Origin of the sequence: Paenibacillus solani, from assembly GCF_050475945.1 — a bacterium.
Classification (GTDB): Bacteria; Bacillota; Bacilli; order Paenibacillales; family Paenibacillaceae; genus Paenibacillus_AQ; species Paenibacillus_AQ solani_A.
Window position 1 is genome coordinate 174071 of the sequence record NZ_JBCMXJ010000007.1, and the last position, 26814, is coordinate 200884.

The window sequence follows — 26814 nt, forward strand, 5'->3', positions numbered from 1 at the left end:
AGAGATCGAGATGCTGATTATGCTTCAACTTGTGATGGGAATCTTATTGGTATTCTCCTTTCTGGGTTACTTGCTGTTTGTTCGGAAGGTACTCTCACTGCCGTGGGAGTTTACGCCTGTATTCGTGTTCTCATCGATTGCCTGTTTCGTCTTCTTTAGCGGTTTGGCAGGACAGCTCTATATAGGCAGCATGGTTGTTTTGATTCTGGGCTTGCTTGCGTTTGCTGCGATGGTGTTTCTATGGCTGCGTAAGGGAGCAGCCCTTCGTATTTCCTTATCCCTATACCATCTTTGTTTTCTGGCAGGAAGCATCATTTTTCTCTTGGTGCTGTTCCAGAACAAATTGACGCACTACGATAATTTTTCACACTGGGCGATCGTCTTGAAGCAGATGCTAAGCACGGATGCCTTTCCGACGCCGGATTCAAATCTGATTGATTTCAAGAATTATCCGCTGGGGATCTCGTCTTTTCTCTATTACGTTTGCCGGTTTGCAGGGCATTCTCAGTCCATGATGCTATTGGCGCAAGGGCTGCTGATCTTTTCCTGTTTCTATGCCATGTTTGGTGTCGTAACCGAAAAAAGGCGCTTTCTTCTGTTTGCTTTTCTCGGATTAGGCCTTTCTACGCTTTCATTTTTCAATATTACGATCCGCATCAACAATCTGTTGGTGGACTTCTTGCTCCCAATTTATGCGTTGGCGATCTTCGCAGTCGTCCATCGGTATCGAGATGATATGAAGCGGGCATGTATCGTGGTTCTCCCACTAGCCGGGCTGCTGACGATCATTAAGAGCACCGGTATTATTTTTGCGGCAATCGGCCTGATCTTCCTGGTGTATACCTGGTTGACCCATTGGAAGAAGCCCGGCTGGAAAGATGCACTCGCTGTTGTCTTGACGCTTTGCGGCGCATTGCTTCCATACTTCGGCTGGAGCTGGCGGATGAAGACGGTATTTCAGGGGATCGAGAACAAGTTCGATGTTTCAACCGCGGGTCTTCAGATGGAAAAGACTCCTGAGCAAATGCGTGAAATTATATCGTTGTTTCTAAAGTCCAGCATTGATCTTACAACACGGCCGGCGCTCGGGATTGTCATCTTCCAGGTCGTAGTGATTGCGGCTTCTGTATTTGTGGCCGTTGTGCTGAAGAAGAAATGGAATTTGTGGAAAGCGCTGATCGCCCTGGATGTCGTACTGGTGTTGTACTATGCAGGGATACTGGGGCTATATCTCTACTCCATGCCGCTGGATGAGGCGATTTGGCTGGCAGGCTTTGAGCGTTATGCATCGAGTATTGTGGTGCTTTTTGCCGGTGGGCTGGTGCTTTGCGCTGCTGTAGATTTGGAGCGTTCCTTCTATTACAGGATCGGTGAAGTGCCCGATTACCGCGCATTTAAGAGTGTCCAAACGAAAGGTTACTATCAAAAAGGAATTATAGCCTGCACCGCTATTGCCATCACCTTATTGTTGTCGGAATACAACGGCATTGTCTCTATTGCAAAAAGCTACAATACGACGCTACCGTATAAGATTCAGGCGGTTACCGGAGATCGGTGGTACAAAGGTGGCGAGGAGGATAACAGCAGGTATCTGTTCTACGCCTCGGACGCGGATATGCAGGTAACCAATTACTACATGCAATATGTGGGGAAATATTTATTGTATGCCCCGCAGGTGGACGGGATCGTTTTGTTCTATGAGGATAATATGGATAACCTCTTGAGCAGCTATGATTATCTGGTTGTGGTAGAGACCGATTCGGACGCAAAGCGCTTGTTGAAAAAGCATTATGACGTTGACATGCAGGAGGGTATCTACAAAATTACCCGTTCCGGGGATCAAATCAGTCTTTCGCTGCAATAGGGGATATAATAGCAGCCTGCCCCGGCAGGATGATTCATTTCGAAAATTTAAGTAACGATAAACAACCTCTCTGTAAGCATACAGAGAGGTTTGTTTGTTATGGGCAGATCAGCGTGCATATTGCTATGCAGTGAGGCCAGGCCTTGTTAGCGAGATATTAAGGAAAACGCCTGAATGAGCGTTCGTGTTTTACCAAAATAAGATATAAAAGTATGTGATAGGAAGAAAGTGTCATTTATTTACCATGTGTCCCATACTTATGATGATAAGAAGGGGGGATCAAGGGAAAAAAGGACCGCAGTGAAAAGTGGAGTAAGTCATTTGATTTTTTGTATTTCTGTATGCGCTTACTTGGCATCATGGCGAACTCCACTTCATCATGCAGTAAACAAGAGACCAGACAACTGGCTCAAATTTATGCTTGGAGGGGAATTTAATGATGAGGAAGTTGGCAAGTTCTTTATTGGTCGCTATTTTGTTAATGGCAAGTCTCTTTACAGGGGTATCATTTGGCAGTTCAACTCAAAGCTACTCAACGGATTATGTGGAAGGTCAACTCGTTGTGTCGATTGCGGAATCACTGGATGCCAATTCACTTCAAAGCGCTGATCATATCTTGATGAAATCAGCTCCCCTGACGAAGAACGGATTTGCGATTGCCGATTCACTGTTCGGACAAGATGTTGGTACCTTCTCTGTACAGCAGCTAGATTATGACGTCAGGGCTGCAGCGATAGAGAATATGGGATGGGTATACTTGATCGAGTACTCTGTAGATGAGTACAAGTCAATCGATTCGGCCAAAAAAGCGTTGAAGGCAACATTAGATAATCTCGGTCTCGAAGTTCGGTATATCTCTGAAAATCGCAAAATCTACGCGCTTGAAACCCCCGTCATGGATGATATATCAATCCAAGCTATTCACAATAATCAACGTTGGCATTATGACATGATAAAGGTACAGCAAGCCTGGGGGGTCACGACAGGATCAAGCTCCGTTCGAGTGGGCGTGCTGGACACGGGAATAGACAGCAATCATACGAGCTTGAGAAATCTGGTGAACACGAGCTTGGGGCGGAGCTTTGTAGACAATACCACCATAGATCGTCATGGGCACGGCACACATGTAGCGGGTACAATTGCCAGCTATGGATCCGTGTCAGGTGTCATGCAGAACGCGACCTTGGTTCCGATTAAAGTGCTTGGCGACAGCGGTACAGGCTCAATGTACAGCATTCAACAAGGGATCCTTCACGCCGCTAATATAAGAGCCGATGTGATCAACATGTCGCTGGGTGGCGGAGGATATGACCGCGGAATGGAGGAGGCAATTCAAACAGCGGTTAGCCTTGGCACAATCGTAGTGGCGGCCACCGGTAACGAAGGACGCTCAAGCATCTCTTATCCGGCAGCTTACAGCGGCTCGATTGCAGTGGGATCTGTTACATCGAGCAGAACGCGTTCCAGTTTCTCCAATTATGGCCCAGGTCTGGAGGTCATGGCTCCGGGATCGAACATATACAGCACGGCTCCTAACGGTCAATACGCAACGATGTCAGGCACCTCGATGGCGACTCCTCATGTGGCCGGTGTAGTAGGACTCATGAAATCGGTCAATCCGAGTCTTACTCCTGCTGCGGCAAGAGATATTCTCAGAAATACGGCGCAGCCTGCCGGCAACGCTAATCAGTATGGTTATGGCATTGTTGATGCGCATGCGGCTGTACTGGCAGCAGGAGGCGGTGGAGGTACGCCTCAGCCGGGTCGAGAAACCAGAACAACGGTTCAAACGGATAAAACCGTGTACCAGCGTGGGGATAATATTAATATCACGGCAAGAGTTACAGATCAGCAGGGCAATGTGCTGCAAGGGGCTTCCGTAAACTTCACCTTGACTCGTCCCAACGGTACAGTTGTCACCAATACGGCTTCAACGAACAGTTCGGGAATAGCGACCTGGTCGGTAACCTCCAACATGCAAACCGCACTTGGCAGTTATCAGATTGCAGCTGAGACTACACTGTCTGGCTATCAGCCGAGCTCAGCCAATGCATCGATTCTATTCAGCGATGGTGGCGGTGGCGGCGATACGCAAGCCCCGAGCACACCTGGTAATTTAAGGGCTACAGGAAAAACTGCTACCAGCGTTTCACTCAGCTGGAGCGCTTCGACTGACAATGTGGGCGTAACAGCTTATGAAGTATACCAAGGAAGCACATTAGCTGCGACCGTTACGAATACCTCGGCAACAATCACCGGTTTGACGCCCAATACCACCTATACATTTACTGTTAAGGCGAGCGATGCTGCAGGCAATCGGTCTGGAGCAAGCAATGCCGTAACGATTACGACCGATACGGATTCATCACAACCGTCTCCGGCCCCTTGGGCCCAGGGGGTATCCTATAAGATTGGAGATGAAGTAACGTACGGCGGATCAACGTATCGGTGCCTCCAAGCACATACTTCAATGGTAGGGTGGGAACCGCCCGTTGTACCGGCATTATGGTCAAAGAAATAAGATGGATGAATTGAAGTTGACGGCTCATATTTGAGTCCGGTTCATAGGGAGATGGATGTTGAGCATAGACCAGCTATCCTGCTGGGCTGCATCCATGCTCCCATTTCTCTTTTTAACTAAAATCCATTGAATAGGAAGCGGCTTCGTGAACGATAAGATATTGATCTGATCATACACGAGTTGTCACTTTTGGGCTGTGAGAAGGAAGGAGAGGCAATCATTCGCTGGGCTTACGGCGTATGGCCGATGTTAACCTTTGATTATAAGAGTATGATTGTATAAAGAAAAACTGCTCTTATACGGGGGTGAGACTATCAAAAAGATAAAAAAGACTTTGCTATATTCGGGGGCGGCTATTATATTGCTTGTTGGGTTAGCATTCATTTTTCCCACCTGGACTCCCAAAATAGAGGGTCCAAACAGCATAAGCGTACTTGAGCAAGTCGAGATTAATGGCACGGGTCATGAACTGATGATACGAGGCCAGGATAAGAGCAATCCGGTTGTCATTTTTGTACACGGAGGTCCCGGCGTTTCAGAAATCCCCTATGCCACCAAGTACCAAGACCTGTTGGAGAAGGACTTTACGGTTGTCCGTTATGACCAACGAGCAAGCGGAAAATCCTATCACTTTGGAGAGGACTATTCCAATCTTTCGACAGATCTATTAGTGGAGGATTTATTGGCTTTGACGGATTATATATCGGCTCGTTTTGATCAGCAGAAGGTCATACTCGTCGGCCATTCCTTCGGAACGTATATTGGCATACAGGCGGCACAGCAAGCTCCTGACAAATACGAAGCCTATATTGGCATCGGGCAGATGTCTAATATTGTGGATAGCGAATGGGATGGTTTGAATTATGTGATCGATCAAGCCAAACAGAGCGGGAATACGACCGACGTCCAATATTTGCAAGAGTTAACCGAAAAGGTCCAAAACGGCGATATGTTAACACCTCGCCAATATGTCCGCAAATATGACGGCGCCGCAAGACTGATCGATCCTAACGCGGATATGGAAAAGGGTCTATGGTTTGGACCAGAGTATAACTTATTAGATCGTATCCGTTATAACCTTGGCGCAGCTTATTCACAAGATATTTTAATTCAGCAAGCCATTGCCGAACCTCTGCCTACAATCGTCACTGAACTAGATGTACCGGTGTATTTTATTATGGGGCAATATGATTACATGACTTCTGCGAAATCGGCCAAAGCATACTTAGATCAAATTGATGCACGTTCAAAGGAATTTATAACATACGATCAATCCGCTCATTATCCGCAGTTTGAAGAGAAGGAAACGTTCTCCAAGTGGATGGTGGATTCATTCGCTAAAGTCCATTAACCTACATAAAATCAGGGCCCTCTTGGAAACGAGAGGGCCCTGATTTATGGATATGGTATATCATTCGTTCCTGCAATCGGGTGCTGACACCTGATAGGTCCATCAAGGATGGCTTTCGCTTATTCCGGTGTTCCTTGTGTCACCCCATGAACATAGGTCTGCCAAGGGGTGTCCAGCGCTCCTTGGCCCGGATTATAGGTGAAGAAGTATTCGATCGTATCCCCATTCTTTACATTATTGACAGGGTAAGTATAGTTGCCGTTCCCAATCGGGTTCATGGCAACGTTCAGCTGCCCCCCGTTGTTAATCTTATAGTGCAAATCGGCAAAGGTCGCGCCATTGACATAGAACTGCAAATTATTGCCGGACTTCTTCAATCCCTTCACCTCATCGCCGATGACGATCACGGTGGATGGCGCCGGTACCACAGTGATGTTGGCGATGGCGGTTTTATTCCCGTCGGCGGTCTTTGCCGTGACGGTAGTCGTACCTGGAGCGATTCCAGTCACGACACCATTTGGACTAACGGATGCAATGCTGCTGCTTGCAACCGACCAGGTGACCTGTTTATTCGTTGCATTAGACGGTGCCACGCTGGCATTGACTTGCACATTCTGTCCAACTTCCACTTGAGCTGTGACTGGATTTACGGTTACGCCGGTAACAGGCACGTTTCCTGGGTTTTGGCCGCCGCCATTCCCTTCTTTATACACGCGTACATAATCCACCTGCATCGTTGCAGGAATATCGGACGGATCCGGGGTCCGGCCGCCATCAAAGGTGCCGCCGAGCGCCAGGTTCATGATGAGGTAAAACGGCTGATCGAACGGAGCATTCGGATTGTTTGGCGCTGCTGCCGAATACCATTGGTCCCGTGTTACCTTGAAGAAGAATTTGCCGTCGACATACCATTTAATGTTGTCCTCTTCCCAGACAACCGAATAGACATGATAGTCATTGGCAAAGGTCTGCCCTGCCGGGAAGTGATATTCACCGGAAAGATGCCGGTTTGCCGGCCATTGTCCGCCAAAATGCAGGGCGCCGCTCGTTGTGCCAGGCAAGCGTCCTCTTGCTTCCATCACATCGATCTCACCGGTGGATGCCCATACGCCGTATCGATCATCTTTCGGAAGCATCCAGAGTGCAGGCCAGATGCCGTTGCCTGTTGGCAGCTTGGCACGGAAGTCCACTCTACCGTACGTGAGAGAAAAGTGATTTTTGGTCGTAATTTTCCCGGAGGAGTACGGTGCAGACCGATTCGGATCCTGCGGGAACGATTTAGGATCGTTTAAAGCTCTGATATTTAATTTTCCATCCTGTACAAACACATTCTGTGCACTATCTGTATAGTGCTGCAGTTCCGAATTACCCCAGCCCCAGGTGTTAGGATCGTCATTGAGATAATAGCCAAGATCATAATCCCATTTGCTTCGATCAAGCGAAGTTCCGTTAAATTCATCCTGCCAGATAAGATTCATGCCCTCTATGGCCGGATTGCTCGGTGTTCCAATCGGAATATCCTCCTGATCAGTGACATCCGGACGAGGAGCATTCGGGTTGCCAATGAAGGTATAGTTTACGAAGTTGCTGCCCACATTTCCACCTGCCTGACCGTTTAATGGATAACCGATACGGATCTGCATATCCTCTTGGATCGGTTGGAACCACAGACCATAGATATGGTCCGCCCAATATCCCCACTGATTGGCCGCCGACATATTATTGTAGCCACTTGCCGAGTACATAAATCCGCTCTGACTGGAATTATCCAGATCAATCCACTGCCCGTTGATGTTAATCTGGTATACAAAATTGCCAAGCTCCTTAGCGATTGGAGCACTACCATCGATTTTAGGCAGTGGAATACCAATCGCGCCGCTCGGATCAGCCGTAAAGGTTGTTCCTTCATATGGCGTAAGTACATAGGAATTTCTTACAGGCTCATTAAAGGTAATGGTATACACAATGTTAGCTGAAGAGGTCTTGGATTCCAATTTAACGTTGATCGACTCCGTGACGTTAAACCAGTAGCCACCGCCGCCATCGGTGAATTGACCGAAGTTCTGGTCATAAATCCAGCCGCTGGCCGCATTATTGTCGATATCGATCCACTGACTGCTGTTTACAGGCTTTACATACACCTTCAGATCATCGGCAACAGCTGCATAGGTAATGGCTGGATCCTGATTGAATATCGGGTAGGTAAACCCGGCACCGCCTGTGAAGCCTGCCGTGATTTGCGGACCTTGCGTCGGGGTCATCGCAGTGATGGTCGTTTTATTGATGTTTTGAAATACAAGGGTGTAATCCAGCGTCACCCCGTTTGCTTTGGAGAATAGCTGAATTTCAGTCGTTTTGGAGAGGGTGAACCAATAGCCATTAAAGCCGCCATCATTCCAGTGCCCCCAGTTCTGGTTATAGACAAAGCTGCTAACACTGTCGATATCGACCCAGCTGCCGCTCACTTTCACCTTTACACCCAAGTCCTGAACAACATCATTCCAGGTGGCAGAGCCTCCGTTGAAGATCGGCATGACAAAACCATAGCTGGCCTGGCCAACCCCGGACTTTGTAATGACTGGCCCATCCGCTGCCGAAAAATAAGACATCGACGTTATGGTGTCTCCTGCCGCGGCAGCCTGGACCGTTGGCGTTGGCAATAAGCTGATGCCAGCCAGCATGACGATCGCCAGGTACAAGCTTATTACTTTTTGGCCATATCTCCTTTTTAAAATTTGTAATTGCTTCATAAATACCCTCCCTTGATTGATGGATTTTCCCGGGTTATGTGCAGCGTGGGAAGCGCTTACAGATGGGAACATCTTCATTCTATAGAATCTCATCATCGGAAGGATAGGCTTCATTTTTTTGGTTGTGGCCCAATATTTCGGGTAACCTTACAAAGCCTATTTTGATAAATCAGGTGAAAAGTAGGAAGACCCATCTCAAATGTTCACTATAATGGAGATAAGTGGATTTAGTGAATTTGAGGAGGTCAACTTGTGGGCAGAAGTTTTGCGAATTTGCATATCAAGTCCAGCAATCTTGAGAAGACGATTGAAGCTTTAAGAGCGCTTGGCGAGGATTTCCCTGAAGTATTAGGAAGGTCTTCCAACCAAGAGTCAGAAGACACAAAATCAATAGATTCCCCAAATGACTCTCAAGAGAACAACGTTGTCATGTACATAAGCAGAAGCAATGAAAACTGGATCAGCGTGCTTCACGATTACTTCGTGTGGGGAACGGTGAAAAAGGTCGGGAAAGTGTTATCCACACTTATCGAAGAGCCTGTGATGACGGCCGGATTTATCAATGATGAAATTTTCGAGTTGTCTATTTTCGAAGGAGGAACCATCCAAGCTGAGAGAATCTTCTGTCATTCGCTAACGAGAGACGAATACGGACTCCAGGAAGCGCGTCTTCAGGATGATTACCTGCAAGAGACGTTGGATATCCGGAATGAAGATTTTGACGGTCTCATTAGGGCAACGATCCCGGCGGAAGCTGTTGATCAGCTGTCGGCGCTTACCAGCTTGCCTATATGGAGCGATTGGGAGTGGGTACCCTACGAAGAGGATCTTAGAGAACGGTTCAGTAAGTATGAATTTTAGTCGCACGCTTTAGCGGCGATATGTAATTAGGTATGTTGAATGATTGATTTTGAAGGACTATTTCCCCCATGGACTGGGGCAGAGATGGTTCTTTTTTCTTTAATCGGCCAATATGGATAACTTCGAGCAAGAGGATATAATAACAGAAGGCCTGTAGTAATATGCATTTTAAAACTAACTAAAGAGAAGGTAACGTCCATGCTGAAGAAACTTTCAAATCGAGTATACTATATGCCGCATGTTTCAGAGACGGATCGCCCCGCACTCGGATTAATATGTGGAGACAATATGAGCGTGATCGTCGATTCAGGAAATTCACCTGCTCATGCCAAGGACTTTCTCCACCTCGTGGGACAAATGGATATCGCACCCGTGAAATTTGTTGTTATTACACATTGGCATTGGGATCATATTTTTGGGATGCAGACGATGAGCTTATTATCGATTAGCCATGACCAGACAAAAGAAAAGATCGAGTACTTGAAAACTTTAAAATGGGATGACGCCTCATTGGATTCGCGGGTAGCAACCGGCGAGGAGATCGAATTTTGCAGTGAGATGATTAAGCTGGAAATGCCCGTACGGGATCATCTGGTGCTCAAGGCGCCAGACATCACGTTTAATGATAAGATTGAGCTGGATTTGGGCGGCGTGACCTGTATCGTTGAGCATGTTGGGGGAGTCCACGCACCGGATTCGTCCATTGTTTATGTCCCTGAAGACAAGATCATGTTTCTAGGTGATTGTATTTATCAGGACTTCTATAGCGGGGAATGGAGTTATCACCTGGACGAGCTCACTTTATTGCTAGACAAAATTAAAAAGTATGATGCAGATTACTATGTGACAGGTCATCAGGATCCAAAAACGCATGCAGCCATGTGGAGCTTCCTGGATGAGCTCGTTCGCATCGGGGAAATCGTCGACCAAGAGGTTTCTTTGGATCAGGCTGTTGCCCGATTTCATGATGTACAGAAGAACATGCCGAATGAAGAGCAGCTGGAGTATATACAGAATTTCGTAGCCGGAAATCAGAAGCGAAGCAGAGGATGTTGACCCGCAAATCTTGAGTGAAAACAAACCGGACCCTCTGCACTTCATTATAGGAGTCTCTCTTAGATCATCGTACTGGCCGGAGGGTGCGCTCTAAATGTCGTTTGTCCAGAGTATGAGCCGTGACCCGTAAGCTGGACCTTTTAAAAAAAGGTGCCTTCTTCCGGGTCTCTTGTTTTTAGCCAAAATGTATTCAGATCCTTTGAAGTAAAGGGGTTTGATATTAGGCGAATCAATATGGTCAATTTGGGTAATCTATTCTTAATGCCTACCTCTAGTCATTTATTCACGAAATAAAGATGGATGGTAGGTAAGGAAACTTAAACAATAGGGATGATTATATTGAAGGATCGTACGCAAACGAAGAGCCCACAATTAAATAAAACGTCCCGTAAGGCGCAAGCAGCGTTAGAAGGGGAAGTGTCGGGGGTAAAGAGGTTCCTTCCATTCTTAGGTCCGGCATTCATTGCGGCCGTTGCTTATATTGATCCTGGTAACTTTGCTACTAATATCACGGCTGGCTCGAAATATGGATATCTCTTGTTATGGGTAATATTCGCTTCTAATTTAATGGCAGTGCTCATTCAATCCTTGTCAGCAAAACTTGGTATTGCGACAAGTAAGAATTTGCCTGAGATAGCCAGAGAAAGGGTGCCTAAAGGGGTTTCTATTTTTCTATGGATACAAAGCGAACTCGTCATTATTGCAACAGATTTGGCTGAATTTATAGGCGCGGCGTTAGGGCTATATTTGATATTTGGCATTCCCATGGTTGAAGCTGCTGTGATTACGGCTGTCGCGTCATTTGCCCTGTTGGAGTTTCAGCGACGAGGGTACCGCTCATTTGAGGCAGTCATTGGTGTAATGGTTCTAGCAGTGGTCATGGCGTTTGCGGTCCAAATCTTCTTAGTCAAGCCTGATCTAGCTGCTATTGGTAAGAGTATGTTTATTCCGAAGTTTCAAGGTACAGATAGTATCCTGCTTGCAGCGGGTATATTGGGAGCAACCGTTATGCCACATGTTATTTATCTGCATTCTTCGCTTACTCAGAATCGCGTCATAGGAAAGAATGATAAAGAGAAGAAACAAATCTTTAAGTTTGAGTTTATCGACATACTCATTGCCATGATTATTGCAGGGGCTATTAACATGAGTATGCTGGTGGTGTCAGCGGCACTGTTTCATAAACACGGTTTATTCATAGAAGATCTAGATATAGCATTCAACAAATTGAATGATTATGTCGGTCCGGTCGCATCCATTTCATTTGGACTTGGCCTGCTGATAGCTGGATTATCAAGCGCCTCAGTTGGTACGTTATCAGGCGATATTGTCATGCAAGGATTTATTAAGAAAAGAATCAACTTATATATTCGAAGAGCAATCACGATGATCCCGCCGCTGCTCATCATTATTCTAGGGGTAAATCCGACAAATGCATTAGTGATGAGCCAGATCATTCTCTCATTTGGGATTGTATTTGCGCTTGTACCGCTCATTATGTTCACAAGTAATAAAAAAATAATGGGCGGATTGGTGAATCATCGGGTGACGACCATTTTAGCCTGGATTGTTGCTTCTTTAGTCATCATCTTAAATATATTTCTTCTATGGGAGTCAATCCTTTAATCATTGCCAATGATGAAGTCTGGATATGAGGATGTAATAAAATAGGTATTCAAAAGAAACCAAGGAGCTAAGCGATCTATTCTCGCTTAGCTCTTTAATTTTTGGCGAGTTGAAAGAGCGATTTTAGGGGGATTTTGCTAATTCACATCTTGACGAAGTTGGGGTTAGTTATAATATACTACTCATGAGTAATATAAATGGATAGAAGGAGATCGATAGATACAGGACAGATAGGAATAAAGGAGTACAGGGGATAACAGGACCATAGAAATATGTCTTGGGAGGGGAAGACGATTCGTAAACAGGTAAGAAGGCTATTAGCCAGTATGCTGGCTTTTCTATTGATTACATCATTGCTCCCAGAATGGCTTGGAGGCAGAGTCTATGCTGCAAGCGGCTTCATCATCAGCACGGTAGCGGGTACGGGTACAGACGGCTATTCGGGGGACGGAGGAGCAGCGACGTCTGCCCAATTAAATTACTCGTCTGGAGTGGCGGTAGACAGCATCGGAAATCTGTATATCGCGGATACTGCCAACCACCGGGTCCGAAAAGTCGATGCGTCGGGAAAGATTAGCACGATAGCGGGTACAGGTACTGACGGCTATTCAGGGGATGGGGGACCGGCGACATCGGCCTCTTTGAATAAACCAAGTGGAGTAGCGATAGACAGCATCGGAAATCTGTATATCGCGGATAGCTATAACCACCGTATACGGAAAGTTGATGTATCAGGGGAAATCAGCACGGTAGCGGGTACGGGTACAGACGGCTATTCGGGGGACGGAGGAGCGGCGACGTCTGCCCAATTAAATTACTCGTCTGGAGTGGCGGTAGACAGCATCGGAAATCTGTACATCGCAGATACAGTCAGCCACCGGATTCGGAAAGTCGACACGTCGGGAATAATAAGCACGGTAGCGGGTACGGGAGTTCTCGGCTCTTCAGGAGACGGAGGAAATGCCACATCGGCCAAATTAGTCTTCCCGATTGGAGTAGCAGTAGACGGCATCGGAAATCTGTATATCACATCCGATTTTAGAATACGGAAAGTCGATGTATCGGGGAAGATCAGCACGGTAGCGGGTGTGGGTATACCGGGTTATTCGGGAGACGGCGGACCGGCAACATCGGCATTATTTAACGAACCTACTGGAGTAGTTGTGGACAGTAGCGGAAATCTGTATATATCGGATATGTACAATTTCCGAGTCCGGAAAGTCGATACATCCGGGAATATTAGCACGGTAGCGGGTACGGGGCGACAAGACTATTCGGGAGACGGTGGACCGGCGACATCGGCAGATCTGAATAGCCCCAATGGATTGGCGATAGACAACAGTGGAAACCTGTACATAGCGGAAGCTTTTAATAGTCGTATCCGAAAATTAAGCTTGTCCGCACAAACCGTCAGCGCATTCGCCGCTTCGTCCATCCCCGGAGTCGGGATGGATGATACAATCACGCTGACAGTGAAGAATGCGCAAGGGAATACGGATACATCGTTTAATGGTGTGCATGAAGTAACAGTTTCCGGGTTCTTGCAAGCACCAGATGGCTCCTATGGCAGCCTGAATGGGACGCCCTTAAACGCCTCATCGGGCACGGTCAGTGTCACATTCACTAGAGGAATAGCCACCATAAATGTGAGACTGAACAAAGCAGAGACGCATAAAATCAATGTACGAGTAGCGGACGTTGCATCACCAGCGGCCAATGAGTTGATTCTCTCGCCGGTGGCGGGAAGCGCAGCTACGATGTCGCTGACTACGGACATTAAAGCTCCAGCCAGCAACGGAGGCATGTTCGCCCAGCAGCCGGTCATCACGCTTTTGGATGCTTACGGCAATTGGAGTGCGGAGGACAATAGCACGTCGGTGACGGCATCCAAGAAGGATACAGGGGGGTGGACCCTTACAGGAGCGGTGACCGCGACGGCCCGTAGGGGTATTGTCACCTTTTCCGACCTTGGTGCAGCCAATGCAGCCCAAGTGACAGGAGCCAAGGTTTCGTTCGAAGCGGCGGGTTTGACGCCGATTGAGAGTACAGCTGTATTGCTTCCTTGGACTGCACCTTCAGTGAAGGCCTATCGCCTTGGGGATATGCCCATCGGAACGAACATCCGTGATAGCGTGGACTGGAATTACTTTACGGGTCAGAGTCCTGGATGGAATCCTTCAAACAAAGAAGTGTACAAGACAGCTCCGATCTCCTGGGTTCTGGTGGATAAAGATAAACACGCGTCGAATACAAGCCTTTTCGTCTCAAAGGATATTGTGGCTGAATTTGATGTGGAGCATGAATTTCCATACCTGCAGGTATGGGATGGTTCAGAGCTTCAAGCTTGGTTGCGAAATACATTTTATCCGGAAGCTTCACCTTTGTTCCGAAGCGCAATCGCAGTCACCAATACAGGGACTTTTACGGACTATTTGGATAGCGATACCTTTTTTGTCCCATCTGCGCCAGAATTAGTATCTATTAATGATCCGCTCATTACGATGGGGCAGACTGTCATTCCTTACTTCAATAATGTGGATAACAGGAAGGCTAACGGCAACAAGTCGGAATATTACTGGACAAGAACGAATTCCTATTATCAATCTATCTTTTATCTGGTGAAAAATGCTACAGGCGAAGTCAGCCCTTTTTACACGGATCGCCCTCTTGGTGTGAGACCCGCCGTCAATCTGAGATCGGATACGATCGTGAAGGGACCCTATATAGATTCAAGTGACGGTAGTTATTTCTACAGACTCTCGAATGAGAAAAACCGGGGAACGGCTGAGATCGAACCGTCTGTCATTAACGCAGGAGAGGCAGCAAGTGTGCGTTTCCAAGTGCGGAATGCGGATGACAGCATTGATACTAACTTTAACGAGCGGGTGGAAATAACGATCAGCGGCTATGTTTCCGCGCCGAATGGAACAGCAGGAACATTTGCCGGACAGGAGCTGACCCGAACGCAAACCATGATCCGGGTGCCGTTTACTAACGGTGTCGCAACCGTACCTCTCGTTCTGAATTCAGCATCGCGGCAGACTCTGCGGTTTCATATTAAGGGACTGGTGGAACCAAACACATCGGCCATTGAGGTGCAGCCTACGCCACACGTCGATCGGTCGGTGAAGATAGGTCGGCAACCCGCAGGACCAACAGGGGACGGGGGCGGGCTGCTTCAAGTTCAGCCTGTTCTGAAGGTTACAGACAAATTCGGCAATCCCATTTCTGGAATAACGGTTCATGCCGTGAAAAAAGACAGCTCCGGCGATTGGACTTTAATTGGTAATACATCAGTTGCAACTGATGCATCAGGAATCGCTTCATTTACCGGTCTTGGCGCCCTCAATGCTAGTACCAACGAGGATATCCAAGCAGCGGTTATCCAATTTGCAATCGAGGGCCAAACCTTAGCAGAAAGCGGGCCATTCCAAATCACAAGAGATTTTGGCAAAATGATTACAAGGCTCTGGCCGGTTCCACATGACCGCAATTATCCAAATGTCGATGACAATGGAAAGTTTAAACGAATCGATGCGTCTGCCTATATTACAAATGAATCTCTTGCAGATGTATTGTTGTCAACAAAAGGAGCTCACCAGATTGATGTCTCTATCGATGGAAATGTAATCGCAAGTGCGCAGAAGGGGGCATCCGGTTTTTTGGAAGTTACTCAAAATTCAGGAGTTCTATCGATTGATTCTGCGGATCCGTTTATCGATACCTATACTCTTCGATTAACTTCACAATCGGTTCCCAAGGAAGGCAAACGGATCGAAATCTCGGCAACATCGAGCACTGGCAGTGACTTGGAATCTATCATATTGCTGCAAGCGCCAACCGTAATTTCATTAGATGTTCCTGACAAATTGGAAGCAGGTAAAACCATAACAATCAGCGGAAGCATCGATACAAAGGCTAACTTACAGATCATGTTCACCACTACTGAAGGAACGTCCATTGTTAACACAGATAGCCAGGGACATTTCTCTATCCCATTCACTGCGCCTGCTTCCGCCGGGAACACAACCATAACAGTTGAAGCACCAGGGGTTGAGCAGCCACTGATCAAGAGCTGGGACATTATGATCGAGGATACGCCAGCGCCGCCGCAAGACAGCATGGTCGATCCCATCCCGGGCAGCTTCGATAAGAACCCGGCCAATCAGGCCGACATAACGACAACAATAACACTGAACGGCAATTCGCTGGTTAGTATTAAGAACGGGTTGGAGGAGCTAACGGCGGACAAAGATTATACAATTGCCGGTGACCTGCTGACGATCAAGAAGGAATACTTGGCGTCGGAGGCAGTCGGTACGCTCACATTGACATTCACGTTCAGCGCGGGTGCACAGCAGACGCTGGTCATTCCGGTCGTGGATACCACCACGTGGTCACCTGAGGCTCCCGTACTGGAAGCTCCGATCCTTGGAGATGGGCAAGTCGCACTTTCCTGGAATTCGGTCAGTGGTGCAGGGGGCTATAAAGTATTCGTAAGCGAAACATCCGGCCTGTACGGGAAGGAAGTCGCTACGGTAGGCAGCTCCGTCTACGAGTACGAAGTCACGGGACTTACCAATGGAGTTACGTATTTCTTTGTCATCAAGGCGGTTAGCCAGAGCGGAGACAGCAGAGCTTCCAATGAAGTGAGTGCAACACCGCAAGAGCTGGCAGCCGAAGCCCCGGCATGGCCGGAAGGCAGCAGGTTGACCATCTCGGACATCACGGAGTCGAGTTTGAAGTTAATCTGGCCTGCTGCACAAGACGATGCAGGTGTACTGGGGTATCGCCTCTATGTGCATGGTGAGAAGAAAGTGGACCAAGCAAGCAGTAAGTATGAATACTCGGTTACGGACGATGTCTATTCGTATACCATAGCGGGTCTGGCTCCGGGGACGAGTTATCCAATTACCGTTAAAGCCTATGATGCGGCGAATAATGAAAGTAATCCTGGATTAAGCAAGACCGCCAGGACGCTTCCGCCTTCGCCTCCGCCCATATCCTCCGGCAGCAGCAATTCAGGGGGAGAATCGTCAGGCGGCAGCCCGTATGTATCCAGCAACGCTAATCTGAAATCGTTGGAAATTTGGCTGGATGGCAAACGTATTTCCCTTACACCATCATTTAGTGAAGATATGTTTACTTATAAAATCTACACGGAAGCGAAGCAATTAGAGATAAAGGCAGCTGCAGCGTATGTGGCGGCCAACGTGACATGGAAGGGCAAAGCGCTCAGCAGCGGTATCGTAATTGACTTGGCGGAAGGGGAGAATGTGATTCCGCTGATCGTTACGGCCGAAGACGGCACCCGGCATACGTACACGATCACGATTGTAAGAACCACACCGGAGCAGGAGGAACCTGAGCTGCCCTTCACGGTGTTTACCGATATAATGGGACATTGGGCAGAGGACTACATCAACCGTGCCGCGGCTAAAGGATTCACCAGCGGTTATCCGGATGGGACGTTCAAGCCCAATCATCCGGTTACACGCGCCGAGTTTACGGTGATGTTAGCGGGTGCGCTGGAGCTGAAAGGGAAAGACACAACCATAGCATTCACCGACAAGGATCAAATCGGCACATGGGCGAAGGGAGCGATCGTCCAAGCGGTACAGGCGGGCATTGTCGGCGGATATGAGGATGGAAGCTTCCGTCCGAATGCGCAAATTACCCGTGTGGAAATGGCGGTTATGATCGCCCGTGCGCTCAAACTGTCATCTGAGGCCGAAATCGTGACTGGCTTTGCCGATGATAAAGCAATTCCTCAGTGGGCAAAGGGCTCGGTGGAAGCGATGCGAAATCTTGGCTTTATAGACGGCCGCGGCGGTAATCGTTTCGTGCCGAATGACCGCACAACAAGGGCAGAAGCGATGGTTGTGATGCTAAGAGTGCTTGAACCTAATGGTTGAACCTAAAGAAATGGCGGACACAAGTGGGGATCCACTCTAACCCTATCGCCGCGAATACAAGAGGAACCAGGGACGTAACGAATCCTGACTCCTCAATACACGGAAGCCATCCTGTACAGGATGGCTTCTTCTATTTAGCATGTAGTAAGTTGGCAGGAATGAAACCGTTCCCAGAAAGGGTTGCATATACGACGAATAAAACGAATTGATTCTTATCCGCCCATCTATCTCTCCTACAACTGGGAACGGTTTCATATCTCAGGAGGAGGCTTGTTTCATTTCATTCGAATATAACGCATTAAGTACTCATTCATCGTTTGAGGAGGCAAATCATAATCATTCTCGTCCCATTGCATAAGGATGCCAATAATGGCATTTGTCTGATAGCTCAGGAGATAGTCCAGCTGCAGATCGGTGAGGTTGTGTGCGTGACCCTGCACAAATTCCTTCATAATGGAGCGGAGCGTCTGAAACAGCTGTTTATAATAGATAAGGGGCACTTTCTCGTTAAATACGATGCGATAAAATGAGTTGTACTTCTGGACATGATCGAATATTTGAATCATCTCGGGCTGCAGTTGGTCAATATTATGATTCGTCACATCATATGGATGTTCAAATGAACGCTTCAGATCCTCCACGATTTCAGAGAAATAACGTTCGAACACGCCATGTACATTTTTGTAATGTAAATAGAAGGTCCCTCGATTGATCTTGGCCAGCCGGGACAGCTCAGCAATCGAAATCTCATCTAGCGATTTTTCTTTTAAGAGAATGAGCAAAGCTTGCTGCAAGCGCTCATGCGTTTTGATAATTCGTAGATCCATAAGAAAATTTCCTTCCCCTATTAAACATAAATTTAGGAATGTGTTTAATAATCAACGTTTTATCATGTTTCTGTTGTTTGTGCTGTGATTTTCATTCTACTATAATTTTATTGAACAGATGTACAATAAAATTGAACATTGAGGAGACACGGCTATGAAATTAGAAAACAAAGTAGCGATTGTTACAGGTGCCGCATCAGGTATGGGTAAAGCTATTGCCGAAGGCTATGCAGCTGAAGGAGCAAAGGTCGTTGTATCCGATTTGAACTTGGAAGGCGCGAAGCAAGTCGTAGATGGCATTGTTGCTAATGGTGGTACAGCGTTTGCTATCGAGACGAATGTAACCAATGATGAGGATCTGCAGCGTCTATTCGATGAAACCATTGCGCAGTATGGCAAGCTGGATATTTTGGTGAACAATGCGGGAATCATGGATGGTATGGAGCCTGTTAATGAAATTGAAGATGAACGTTGGGACAAGATTTTTGCTGTGAATACAACCTCAGTGATGAAATCCATGCGCCTTGCTAGCAACCTGTTCCTTGAACAAGGCCATGGCGTCATCGTAAATAACATCTCGGCAGGCGGATTATACGGTGGACGTGCGGGAGGAGCATATACAGCTTCCAAGCATGCCGTTGTTGGCCTGACGAAGAATACAGCGTTTATGTATGCGGATAAGGGCATCCGCTGCAACGGTATTGCACCGGGAGCGGTCATGACGAATATTCAATCTTCCATGACAAGCGTCAGCCAGTACGGCATTGGCAGACAGCAATTAGGCATGGCATTGAACCCGCGTATCGGTCAACCCGAGGAAATCGCCAAGCTGGCCATCTTCCTGGGCTCCGATGACGCGAGCTTCGTGAACGGACAAATCGTAACGGCCGACGGCGGCTGGACTACTTACTAAGTTTCACTTCAAGCCGCTAAAAAGGGCACCTGGATGGGTGCCCTTTTCTTTCGTTCTATAGGGTGACCTATTATAAACAACCGCTCTCCGAATGTTTAGTGCTGGTTTCATGGTATAATACCTTTGTTATACTTTCATGGCATATTCCATGGCATAGCAGAGAATAGACAAGCGCAACGACATATAAATACCCATAGGGAACAATTAGGTGTGTGAGAAAATGGAGATAAGGTTTGATGGTCTGCAACGAGGAAAAAAACCTCTGTATATTGATGTATACGATAAACTTTATGTGCTCATCCAGGACGGCACGTTTCCCAAAGGGAGTAAATTGCCTACAGAAACGGAATTGGCCAAAATGTTTGGCGTCAGTCGGATGACGCTTAGGCAGGCCTTGGCCCTGCTTCAGGATGATGGATTAGTTAAGAGTATTCATGGAAAAGGGAACTTCATCACAACAGCCCAAGGCAATCGCGAAACGACAGTGGGTTTAGAGAAAATCGGACATCCGTTATATAAATGCCATACCGAAGCCATAGATGAGGTAGAAATGTCTTTTCGATTGGATTTGGAAAGCGACTATACGCAGCAAGTACTGGGGAGAAAAGCGGCCGCAGTTGTTGCCTTTGAACGTTGGTACAAAAGTGGAGGCAGTATCGTAGCCTTTGCCTTTACATTTATGGCGATCGAAACCGTATCAGAGCTGAATTTTGACTTGCAGGACAAGAAGCAAGTACTGGACATGCTTGAAGAGAAAGTCTATGAGCTGGCGAATACCGCCACGATTGAAATCAAGCATTCAACTGTGGCTAATCCGTTGTCTCAGGATCATAAGTTGTCTGGTGGTCCGGAATGTGATCTAATACTTGAAAGTGTGTTTATCAATAATAAATATCCGCTGATTTATAACAAATTCTATATCCCAAAGGAATTTAGCCAGATCCGAATTAATGCCACTAAATAGGATAAACCAAGGAATGACGGTAAAAATAAGAAGAGCAGAGTAACAGGCAATGCATCCGGATGATGTATTGCTTTTTTTGTGCCTGGAATCTGGTTTAATTATCCAGTTGATCAAGATGAATAATTATAGTATGTTTTTCATGTACTAATTAGACAACTAATTAGACCACTATACAATACTTGTTGGGGACACCGTCGCCGTTATTTTTTTTCACCATCAAGAAAGCGGTAACAACCAACAGCAATAAACATAAGGGGAGAACGAATATGCATAAAGAAACACCACACATTAAACCTAACGGAGCCGAAATCGCGGAGACGATCCTGCTGCCAGGAGATCCACTGCGTGCCAAGTTTATTGCAGAAACGTATTTGGAGGATGTCGTCCAGTTCAATGAGGTTCGCGGCATGCTGGGGTATACGGGCACATTCAAGGGAAGACGAATTTCTGTTATGGGTACCGGCATGGGGACTCCTAGCATGAGCCTGTACTCATGGGAGCTGATTAATATCTTCGGCGTAAAAAACCTGATTCGCATCGGTTCTGCGGGAGCGATACAGGATCATCTGAACTTGTACGATATCGTTTTTGCGATGGGCTCTTCAACTGACTCCAATTATGGATCTCAATACAATCTTCCGGGACAGTACTCAATCACGGCATCGTTCGAATTGCTGGAGAAAGCCAAGAAGATAGCGGATGAGAAGGGACAGCGCGTTCATGTTGGTAATGTCCTTTCCAGTGATATTTTCTATCATGCAGATCCAACGGCACTGCAAAGATGGAGTGAAATGGGCATATTATGTGCTGAAATGGAATCGGCAGGTCTGTATATGAATGCAGCACGCGCAGGCGTGAATGCACTTTGCATCTTAACCATTAGTGACCATATTTTCAGACACGAGCAAACGACGCAAGAGGAAAGACAAACAGCCTTTACGAACATGATGGAAATCGCATTGGAACTTGCTTAGTCAATAAATTTGAACCACGAAAGGAAAATAACAAGTGGCGACCATTACATCAGAAATGCAGCAGAATAATGCGAAGAAAGCCATTCCGGTCATTTTATTCTTTTTTGTATTTGCTTTAATTGTTGATAACTCGTTTAAACTCATTTCTGTTGCCATTGCAGACGATCTCGGTGTTTCAGCAGCAACGGTAAGCTGGCTGGCGACATTGGCCGGCCTGATCATCGGTATTGGGGCTGTTGTATATGCATCGCTGGCAGACTCGATCAGCATTAGAACGCTCTTGAGTGTTGGTATTATCTTAATATGCATAGGCTCCGTCATTGGCTATGTATTCCAAGACTCGTTCCAACTCATTCTAGTATCTAGAATTATACAAACAGCTGGGCTGGCCTCGGCTGAAACCTTATATGTCATCTATGTCACGAAGCATCTGCCGAAGAGCGAGCATAAAAAGTTCCTGGGCTTGAGTACAAGCAGTTACTCTTTATCGCTGGTCATTGGCTCCATAACGGGCGGATATATCTCAACCTATTTGCATTGGACCACATTGTTTCTGGTTCCATTGATTACCCTGTTCATTCTTCCTTTTATCCTAAAGTATCTTCCGAAGGAAAAATCGAAGAAAAGCCATGTTGATATCATAGGCTTAGTATTGATTGCTGCCATCGCTACCTCGGTCATGCTGTTCATCAGTAATTTTAATTGGCTGTATATCGTGATCTTTGCGGTGGCCCTAGCTGCCTTTATTGCCTATATCAGTAAGAGTTCCAAGTCACTCATCAGTATTTCCTTTTTCAAAAACAAGCGCTTTGTATCCCTGATTACGGTGGCATTTGTCATCTATACCGTACAGCTAGGCTATATATTCATATTCCCGTTCCTGCTTGAAAGAGTATATGGCTTGGAGCTGGATACCATCTCCCTCTTGTTGATTCCGGGTTATGTTACAGCTGTACTGGTTGGCGCCCTATCGGGGAAAATTGCCAAAGCTTTAAGCAATAAGCAGACGATTTCGTTAGCTATGCTCCTGATTGCGTTAAGTGTATTGATTCCAGGACTGTTTGTAGAAAGCTCATATATCCTGTTTGTGATCTCCATGATCCTGTTCTCCGGCTCTTTCGCGTTGATGTATGCCCCGATGCTTGATGCATGCATCAGTACCATTCCGAAGGAAAAGGTCGGAACAGCGATCGGGTTCTACAATCTGGTCCTAAATGTAGCCGCATCGATCGGGATTGCCTACACCGCAGCTATGATTGATACCCTCTCATTCAGCGTTGTATTGATTGTACTGGCGATTGTTGCAGCCGTTTCGCTATTGTTGTTCTGGCTGCTGTTAGGCCGTGAAAAAATCAACCAACAGGCATAGAAAGCCATGTGAAATCAGGGGAATCCTCCCTATAAAACAATAACCAAGCCGTCCATTCATGGACGGCTTTTCGCTGTTGCTCAAAGAGTCCCCCTATGCGGAAGTGGAAGGCTCAACGCCGCCAGCCCGTTCGATCCAAGCGAATGAAGGTCACTCCTCTTATCTGTGTACCTGTGAACAGGGCAAATTTCATTTGCCGGGTTTAGGGAAAGGGTGTACACTGAGTGCCGAAGTGACCTTTATAGAACAGGGTGTGTTGCATATTTTCAGACTGCGCCAATTCTATTTAAACCATCTAAAGCGAAAAATGTTCAATAAAATCGTCGTGCTCTATTCAGCTGTCATGATCGTACTGTTCGCGATTGCCGCGACTCTGGTGTATCAATATCAGACGCAGCGCATACTTCGTGAGCAGACGGACGCGAATCTCAAATCCGCACATGTCCTGAATATATACCTAAGTCTGCAGTACGAAGGCATACAGAATATATTTCAGCAGATTTACGGAGATGCCTCGCTGAGCGATGATCTGATCTATTTCTTGAATCACGAATATGAGAGTTATCTGAAGTATCGCCTCGATTTGTACGCCAAAACGGGGGAGCAGCGCTTACGTTCCTTCAACCCCCTGCTGAAAAATTATCTGGAGCAGGAGTCAAGCGCCAAAAGCGTGTCCATCTACAGCTATCCTAACAATTTTTACATGCATATCAGCCGGAACAATCAGCAGCTCAATAATGACTCCGGCTCCAAGAACAAGTGGGAGACCTGGTTCGCCCGCAGGGAGCAGGACAGCTGGGATACCATGCCTCAGAACGAGGCTTCACCCTCATCTGATGGCTCCAGCCCCAGATCGTATTCCTATTCGAGAGAGATTAAGGACCCGTGGACCCTGGAGAGGGTAGGCATGATGAATGTGGAGTTTGATGCCCGGCAAATTTCATCCTGGCTGGAGAGCCGTGCTTCGGTTAAGGGCCGAATTCTCGTATTGAACGCACAGCAAACCGTTATTTATGATTCGGAGGATGTGCTGTACGGGCAAACCTATCCCTATCAGTTAGAGCATGAGAAAGCCGGGGACTGGGTACAGTTGGATGAACCCTCCAAAGTGAATATATTGAACGTCGGCAACGCAGGCTTGTCCGTTGTAGGGATTGTCTCCCAATCCATGATTAAGGAGAGCACGAAGAGTTTGCGGACCGGCATGATTCTGGTGACGCTGGTGTTTATGGTGACCAGCTTTGCGATTACGTTTACGATCGTGCGCAAGTTCTCCAAGAAAGTACAGCGGATCATCCGCTCGATGAACCGGATCGGCGAAGGTGATCTGTCGACGCGTATCCAGATGTCCGGCGAAGACGAGCTCCAGCAGATTTCCCGCCGTTTCAATGATATGGGCGACCGTTTGGAGCAGTATATCGATAAAATGTACACTTCGGAGATCAAGCAGAAGAATGCGGAGCTGGTTGCCCTGCAATCGCAGATTAATCCTCATTTTCTATACAATACGCTGGAATCCATTCGCATGAAGGCCTATTTTGTCGGGGCCAAGGAAGTGGGGCAGATGATATACAGCTTGTCGGTGATGTTCAAGAGCATGGTCAAAAAAAGCACGATTGTGACCATCGAAGAAGAAATCGACATGTGTTCCGTTTATCTCGATTTGTTCCGCATCCGCTATGAGGGCCGGCTGGAGACGGAAATTGAGATGGACCCCGAAATCCAGAATTACAGCATTATCAAGCTGCTGGTCCAGCCCATCGTGGAAAACTATATCGTTCACGGATTCCGTCCGCTGGAGGACAATAATAAAATTTCAGTGCGAGCCCAAGGGGTCGGAGACCGGATCGTCATCATCGTCTCGGACAATGGAACGGGCATACCGGAGGAGAAGCTGACTCAAATCCGGCAGACATTGGACAAGATCCTTCAGCCTCCTGATAAGGGTTATCGCTCCATTGGGCTGATGAATGTGCATGAACGGATCGTGATGAATTACGGAAATGATTATGGCGTATTCATAAACAGCACAGAGGGAGTGGGGACCGAGGTCCGCATGGAAATACCGATGCTTCGCAAGGGGGAGACGACATGAGAAAGGTATTTTTTGTTGATGATGAGCCTTTGATCGCTCAGGGCCTGGCCAACATCGTGGAGTGGCAGGATTACGATCTGCATATATCAGGCTCGGCCAACGACGGATTGCAGGCGCTGGAGAGATTGCGGGAGGAGCCCGTGGATCTGCTGATCACGGATATTATGATGCCCAGAATGAACGGTCTTGAGCTGATCAAGAAGGTGAAGGAAATACACCCGAATACGAAATTTATTGTACTGAGCGGGTATGAGGAATTCGAATATGTGAAGATGGGGATCACGCTCGGCATTCAGAATTACATTCTGAAGCCGATCAATATCGAGGAATTGGAAGCGACCATCAAGCATATCAAGGGCGATTGGGAGCGTGAAGAATTAAGGCGGTATCGCTCCGAGGAGGATTGGAAGATTCTCCGCAGCAATATATTACAGCGATGGGTAAGCGGCGACATCCGAAGCTCGGAATTGAAACAACGGGCTGAGCTTCTCGGAATCCCGCTGAACTATGCATCGTATCAGGTGTACGTCATGCGGATCATCTCTGATGAATGCGCAATATCGCAGCTCTACCGCTTGACCAGCCTGGCCGATGAATTGTGCCGGGTGTTCTCGGAAGAGCTGGGGGAAGGCCAGGAGGTGATCTGTTTCCCCGATGCGGATGATGATATCGTAGTCATGTCGGTCTCCATGGATGAACAGAAGGAGGCTGCGCGGAAGGGAATGCAGCGGTCCATGACCAAGCTGCGGCAGTTGACCGGTCTTCGGATGTGGTGCTCTGAAGGAGAGGCTGAAGGCCATGAATTCAAGGATATTCAGGAGAATTACAGGAAGGCCAAGAGCCAGTTCCAAGCCTGCCTGATTGCTGGGGATGACATGACACTATACAGTCGACCGGAGGATGCGGAGCCCGTTCAGGCTTCTTCGCCATCCTTCCGTCCAGATACCTTCGCCAAGCTGCTAATCGAGGGGGACAAATCCGCTTTGCAGGCTTTTATAGCATCTGCTCTTGGCTGCGGCGGCGAGGTATCAACCGTTCCCCGGGGAGCCTGCATGAATGCGGCCGTCCAGCTGATGATCGCTGCCAAGGATATGGAGAAGGCCCCTGATTACAGCGAGGTGTTTACGCCCATGCACCGAATCAATACGCTTCAGGGGCTCCGGAATCATGTCTGGTACATCGTGGAGCGCAGCCTCCAGCGCCTACAAGAAGCAGAGCAGGGATACAGCATGCATGTCTCGTTTCTTGTAGACCAGGTGCGGCACCATTATCCGGAAGAGTTATCGCTGAAGACGCTGAGCCAGCGCCTGCAGATGCATCCGAATTATTTGGGACAGCTCTTTCAGCAGGAGGTGGGGGCAAGCTTCTCGGACTATCTGAACCAGTACCGCATCGAGAAAGCGACACAGCTCCTGCTGCATACGGATCAGAAGACGGCAGATATCGCTTTTAATGTAGGCTATACGGACAGCTCGTATTTCTACAGGCAGTTCAAGAAATATACAAGTGTATCTCCGACCGAAATGCGGTCCATGTACCGGGTCTAAATGAATGATAAATCTATGGAACAGGCTCTGACTTCATACGTCATGGCCTGTTTTTTGCTGTTTGCAGACGATCTTTAATTTTTCCATCCCATTCTAGTATTTTTCAACTTGAGGGTGACAGCGCTTTCTAGGCACAATAAAGGTAGGTTAAAGATGAGTGAGAGAACGATCCCATGGACGC

At 47.3% G+C, this 26814-nt stretch carries 15 protein-coding genes; 13 read left to right on the top strand and 2 right to left on the bottom strand.

The features are described from left to right. Nucleotides 1-10: 10 nt before the first annotated feature. The 3 genes from ABEQ74_RS09000 to ABEQ74_RS09010 all read left to right on the top strand — a co-directional run bounded on the left by ABEQ74_RS09000 (nucleotide 11) and on the right by ABEQ74_RS09010 (nucleotide 5736). Complete coding sequence (locus tag ABEQ74_RS09000) at nucleotides 11-1864, top strand: hypothetical protein (protein ID WP_430121605.1); 1854 nt, start codon at nucleotides 11-13, stop codon at nucleotides 1862-1864. 436 nt (nucleotides 1865-2300) lie between these two features. Further along, on the top strand, nucleotides 2301-4385 hold the full coding sequence (locus ABEQ74_RS09005; protein WP_430121607.1) for a S8 family serine peptidase: 2085 nt from the start codon (nucleotides 2301-2303) through the stop codon (nucleotides 4383-4385). A gap of 313 nt (nucleotides 4386-4698) precedes the next feature. Next, the gene (locus tag ABEQ74_RS09010) at nucleotides 4699-5736 is read left to right on the top strand and encodes an alpha/beta hydrolase (RefSeq protein ID WP_430122146.1); all 1038 of its coding nucleotides are present in this window, start codon (nucleotides 4699-4701) and stop codon (nucleotides 5734-5736) included. Between the two features lie 119 nt (nucleotides 5737-5855). Here the strand turns inward: ABEQ74_RS09010 and ABEQ74_RS09015 are convergent, their stop codons facing one another. After that, nucleotides 5856-8486 carry a family 16 glycosylhydrolase gene (locus ABEQ74_RS09015; RefSeq protein ID WP_430121609.1) on the bottom strand — a complete coding sequence of 877 codons (2631 nt, stop codon included), beginning with the start codon at nucleotides 8484-8486 and terminating at the stop codon, nucleotides 5856-5858. Nucleotides 8487-8738: 252 nt separating this feature from the next. Between ABEQ74_RS09015 and ABEQ74_RS09020 the strand changes: the two genes are divergently transcribed. The 4 genes from ABEQ74_RS09020 to ABEQ74_RS09035 all read left to right on the top strand — a co-directional run bounded on the left by ABEQ74_RS09020 (nucleotide 8739) and on the right by ABEQ74_RS09035 (nucleotide 17944). After that, on the top strand, nucleotides 8739-9347 hold the full coding sequence (locus ABEQ74_RS09020) for a hypothetical protein (protein ID WP_430121611.1): 609 nt from the start codon (nucleotides 8739-8741) through the stop codon (nucleotides 9345-9347). Nucleotides 9348-9545: 198 nt separating this feature from the next. Then, nucleotides 9546-10403, top strand: coding sequence for an MBL fold metallo-hydrolase (locus ABEQ74_RS09025; protein ID WP_430121613.1), 858 nt, complete (start codon nucleotides 9546-9548; stop codon nucleotides 10401-10403). 330 nt (nucleotides 10404-10733) lie between these two features. Continuing rightward, nucleotides 10734-12029: an Nramp family divalent metal transporter gene (locus ABEQ74_RS09030; RefSeq protein WP_430121615.1), complete on the top strand. Its 1296-nt coding sequence runs from the start codon at nucleotides 10734-10736 to the stop codon at nucleotides 12027-12029. 272 nt (nucleotides 12030-12301) lie between these two features. Further along, nucleotides 12302-17944, top strand: a complete 5643-nt coding sequence (locus ABEQ74_RS09035; RefSeq protein ID WP_430121617.1) for an S-layer homology domain-containing protein — start codon at nucleotides 12302-12304, stop codon at nucleotides 17942-17944. A gap of 275 nt (nucleotides 17945-18219) precedes the next feature. Here ABEQ74_RS09035 and ABEQ74_RS09040 read toward each other — a convergent pair whose 3' ends face one another. Then, nucleotides 18220-18771 (bottom strand): TetR-like C-terminal domain-containing protein, encoded by a 552-nt coding sequence (locus ABEQ74_RS09040; RefSeq protein ID WP_430121619.1) that lies wholly within the window; start codon nucleotides 18769-18771, stop codon nucleotides 18220-18222. Between the two features lie 154 nt (nucleotides 18772-18925). Between ABEQ74_RS09040 and ABEQ74_RS09045 the strand changes: the two genes are divergently transcribed. The 6 genes from ABEQ74_RS09045 (at nucleotide 18926) to ABEQ74_RS09070 (ending at nucleotide 26633) form a co-directional block, all read left to right on the top strand. Continuing rightward, entirely contained in the window at nucleotides 18926-19684 is a 759-nt protein-coding gene (locus ABEQ74_RS09045) for an SDR family oxidoreductase (protein ID WP_430121621.1), read from the top strand. Nucleotides 19685-19904: 220 nt separating this feature from the next. Next, entirely contained in the window at nucleotides 19905-20648 is a 744-nt protein-coding gene (locus ABEQ74_RS09050) for a GntR family transcriptional regulator (RefSeq protein WP_430121623.1), read from the top strand. Between the two features lie 266 nt (nucleotides 20649-20914). Continuing rightward, nucleotides 20915-21622 (top strand): purine-nucleoside phosphorylase, encoded by a 708-nt coding sequence (gene deoD, locus ABEQ74_RS09055; protein ID WP_053490859.1) that lies wholly within the window; start codon nucleotides 20915-20917, stop codon nucleotides 21620-21622. A 55-nt stretch (nucleotides 21623-21677) separates the two neighbouring features. Beyond that, nucleotides 21678-22991 (top strand): MFS transporter, encoded by a 1314-nt coding sequence (locus ABEQ74_RS09060; protein ID WP_430122147.1) that lies wholly within the window; start codon nucleotides 21678-21680, stop codon nucleotides 22989-22991. 58 nt (nucleotides 22992-23049) lie between these two features. Further along, nucleotides 23050-25086: a sensor histidine kinase gene (locus tag ABEQ74_RS09065; RefSeq protein ID WP_430121626.1), complete on the top strand. Its 2037-nt coding sequence runs from the start codon at nucleotides 23050-23052 to the stop codon at nucleotides 25084-25086. Beyond that, nucleotides 25083-26633, top strand: a complete 1551-nt coding sequence (locus tag ABEQ74_RS09070; RefSeq protein WP_430121628.1) for a response regulator — start codon at nucleotides 25083-25085, stop codon at nucleotides 26631-26633. Before ABEQ74_RS09065 ends, ABEQ74_RS09070 begins: the two co-directional genes overlap by 4 nt. Nucleotides 26634-26814: the final 181 nt, after the last annotated feature.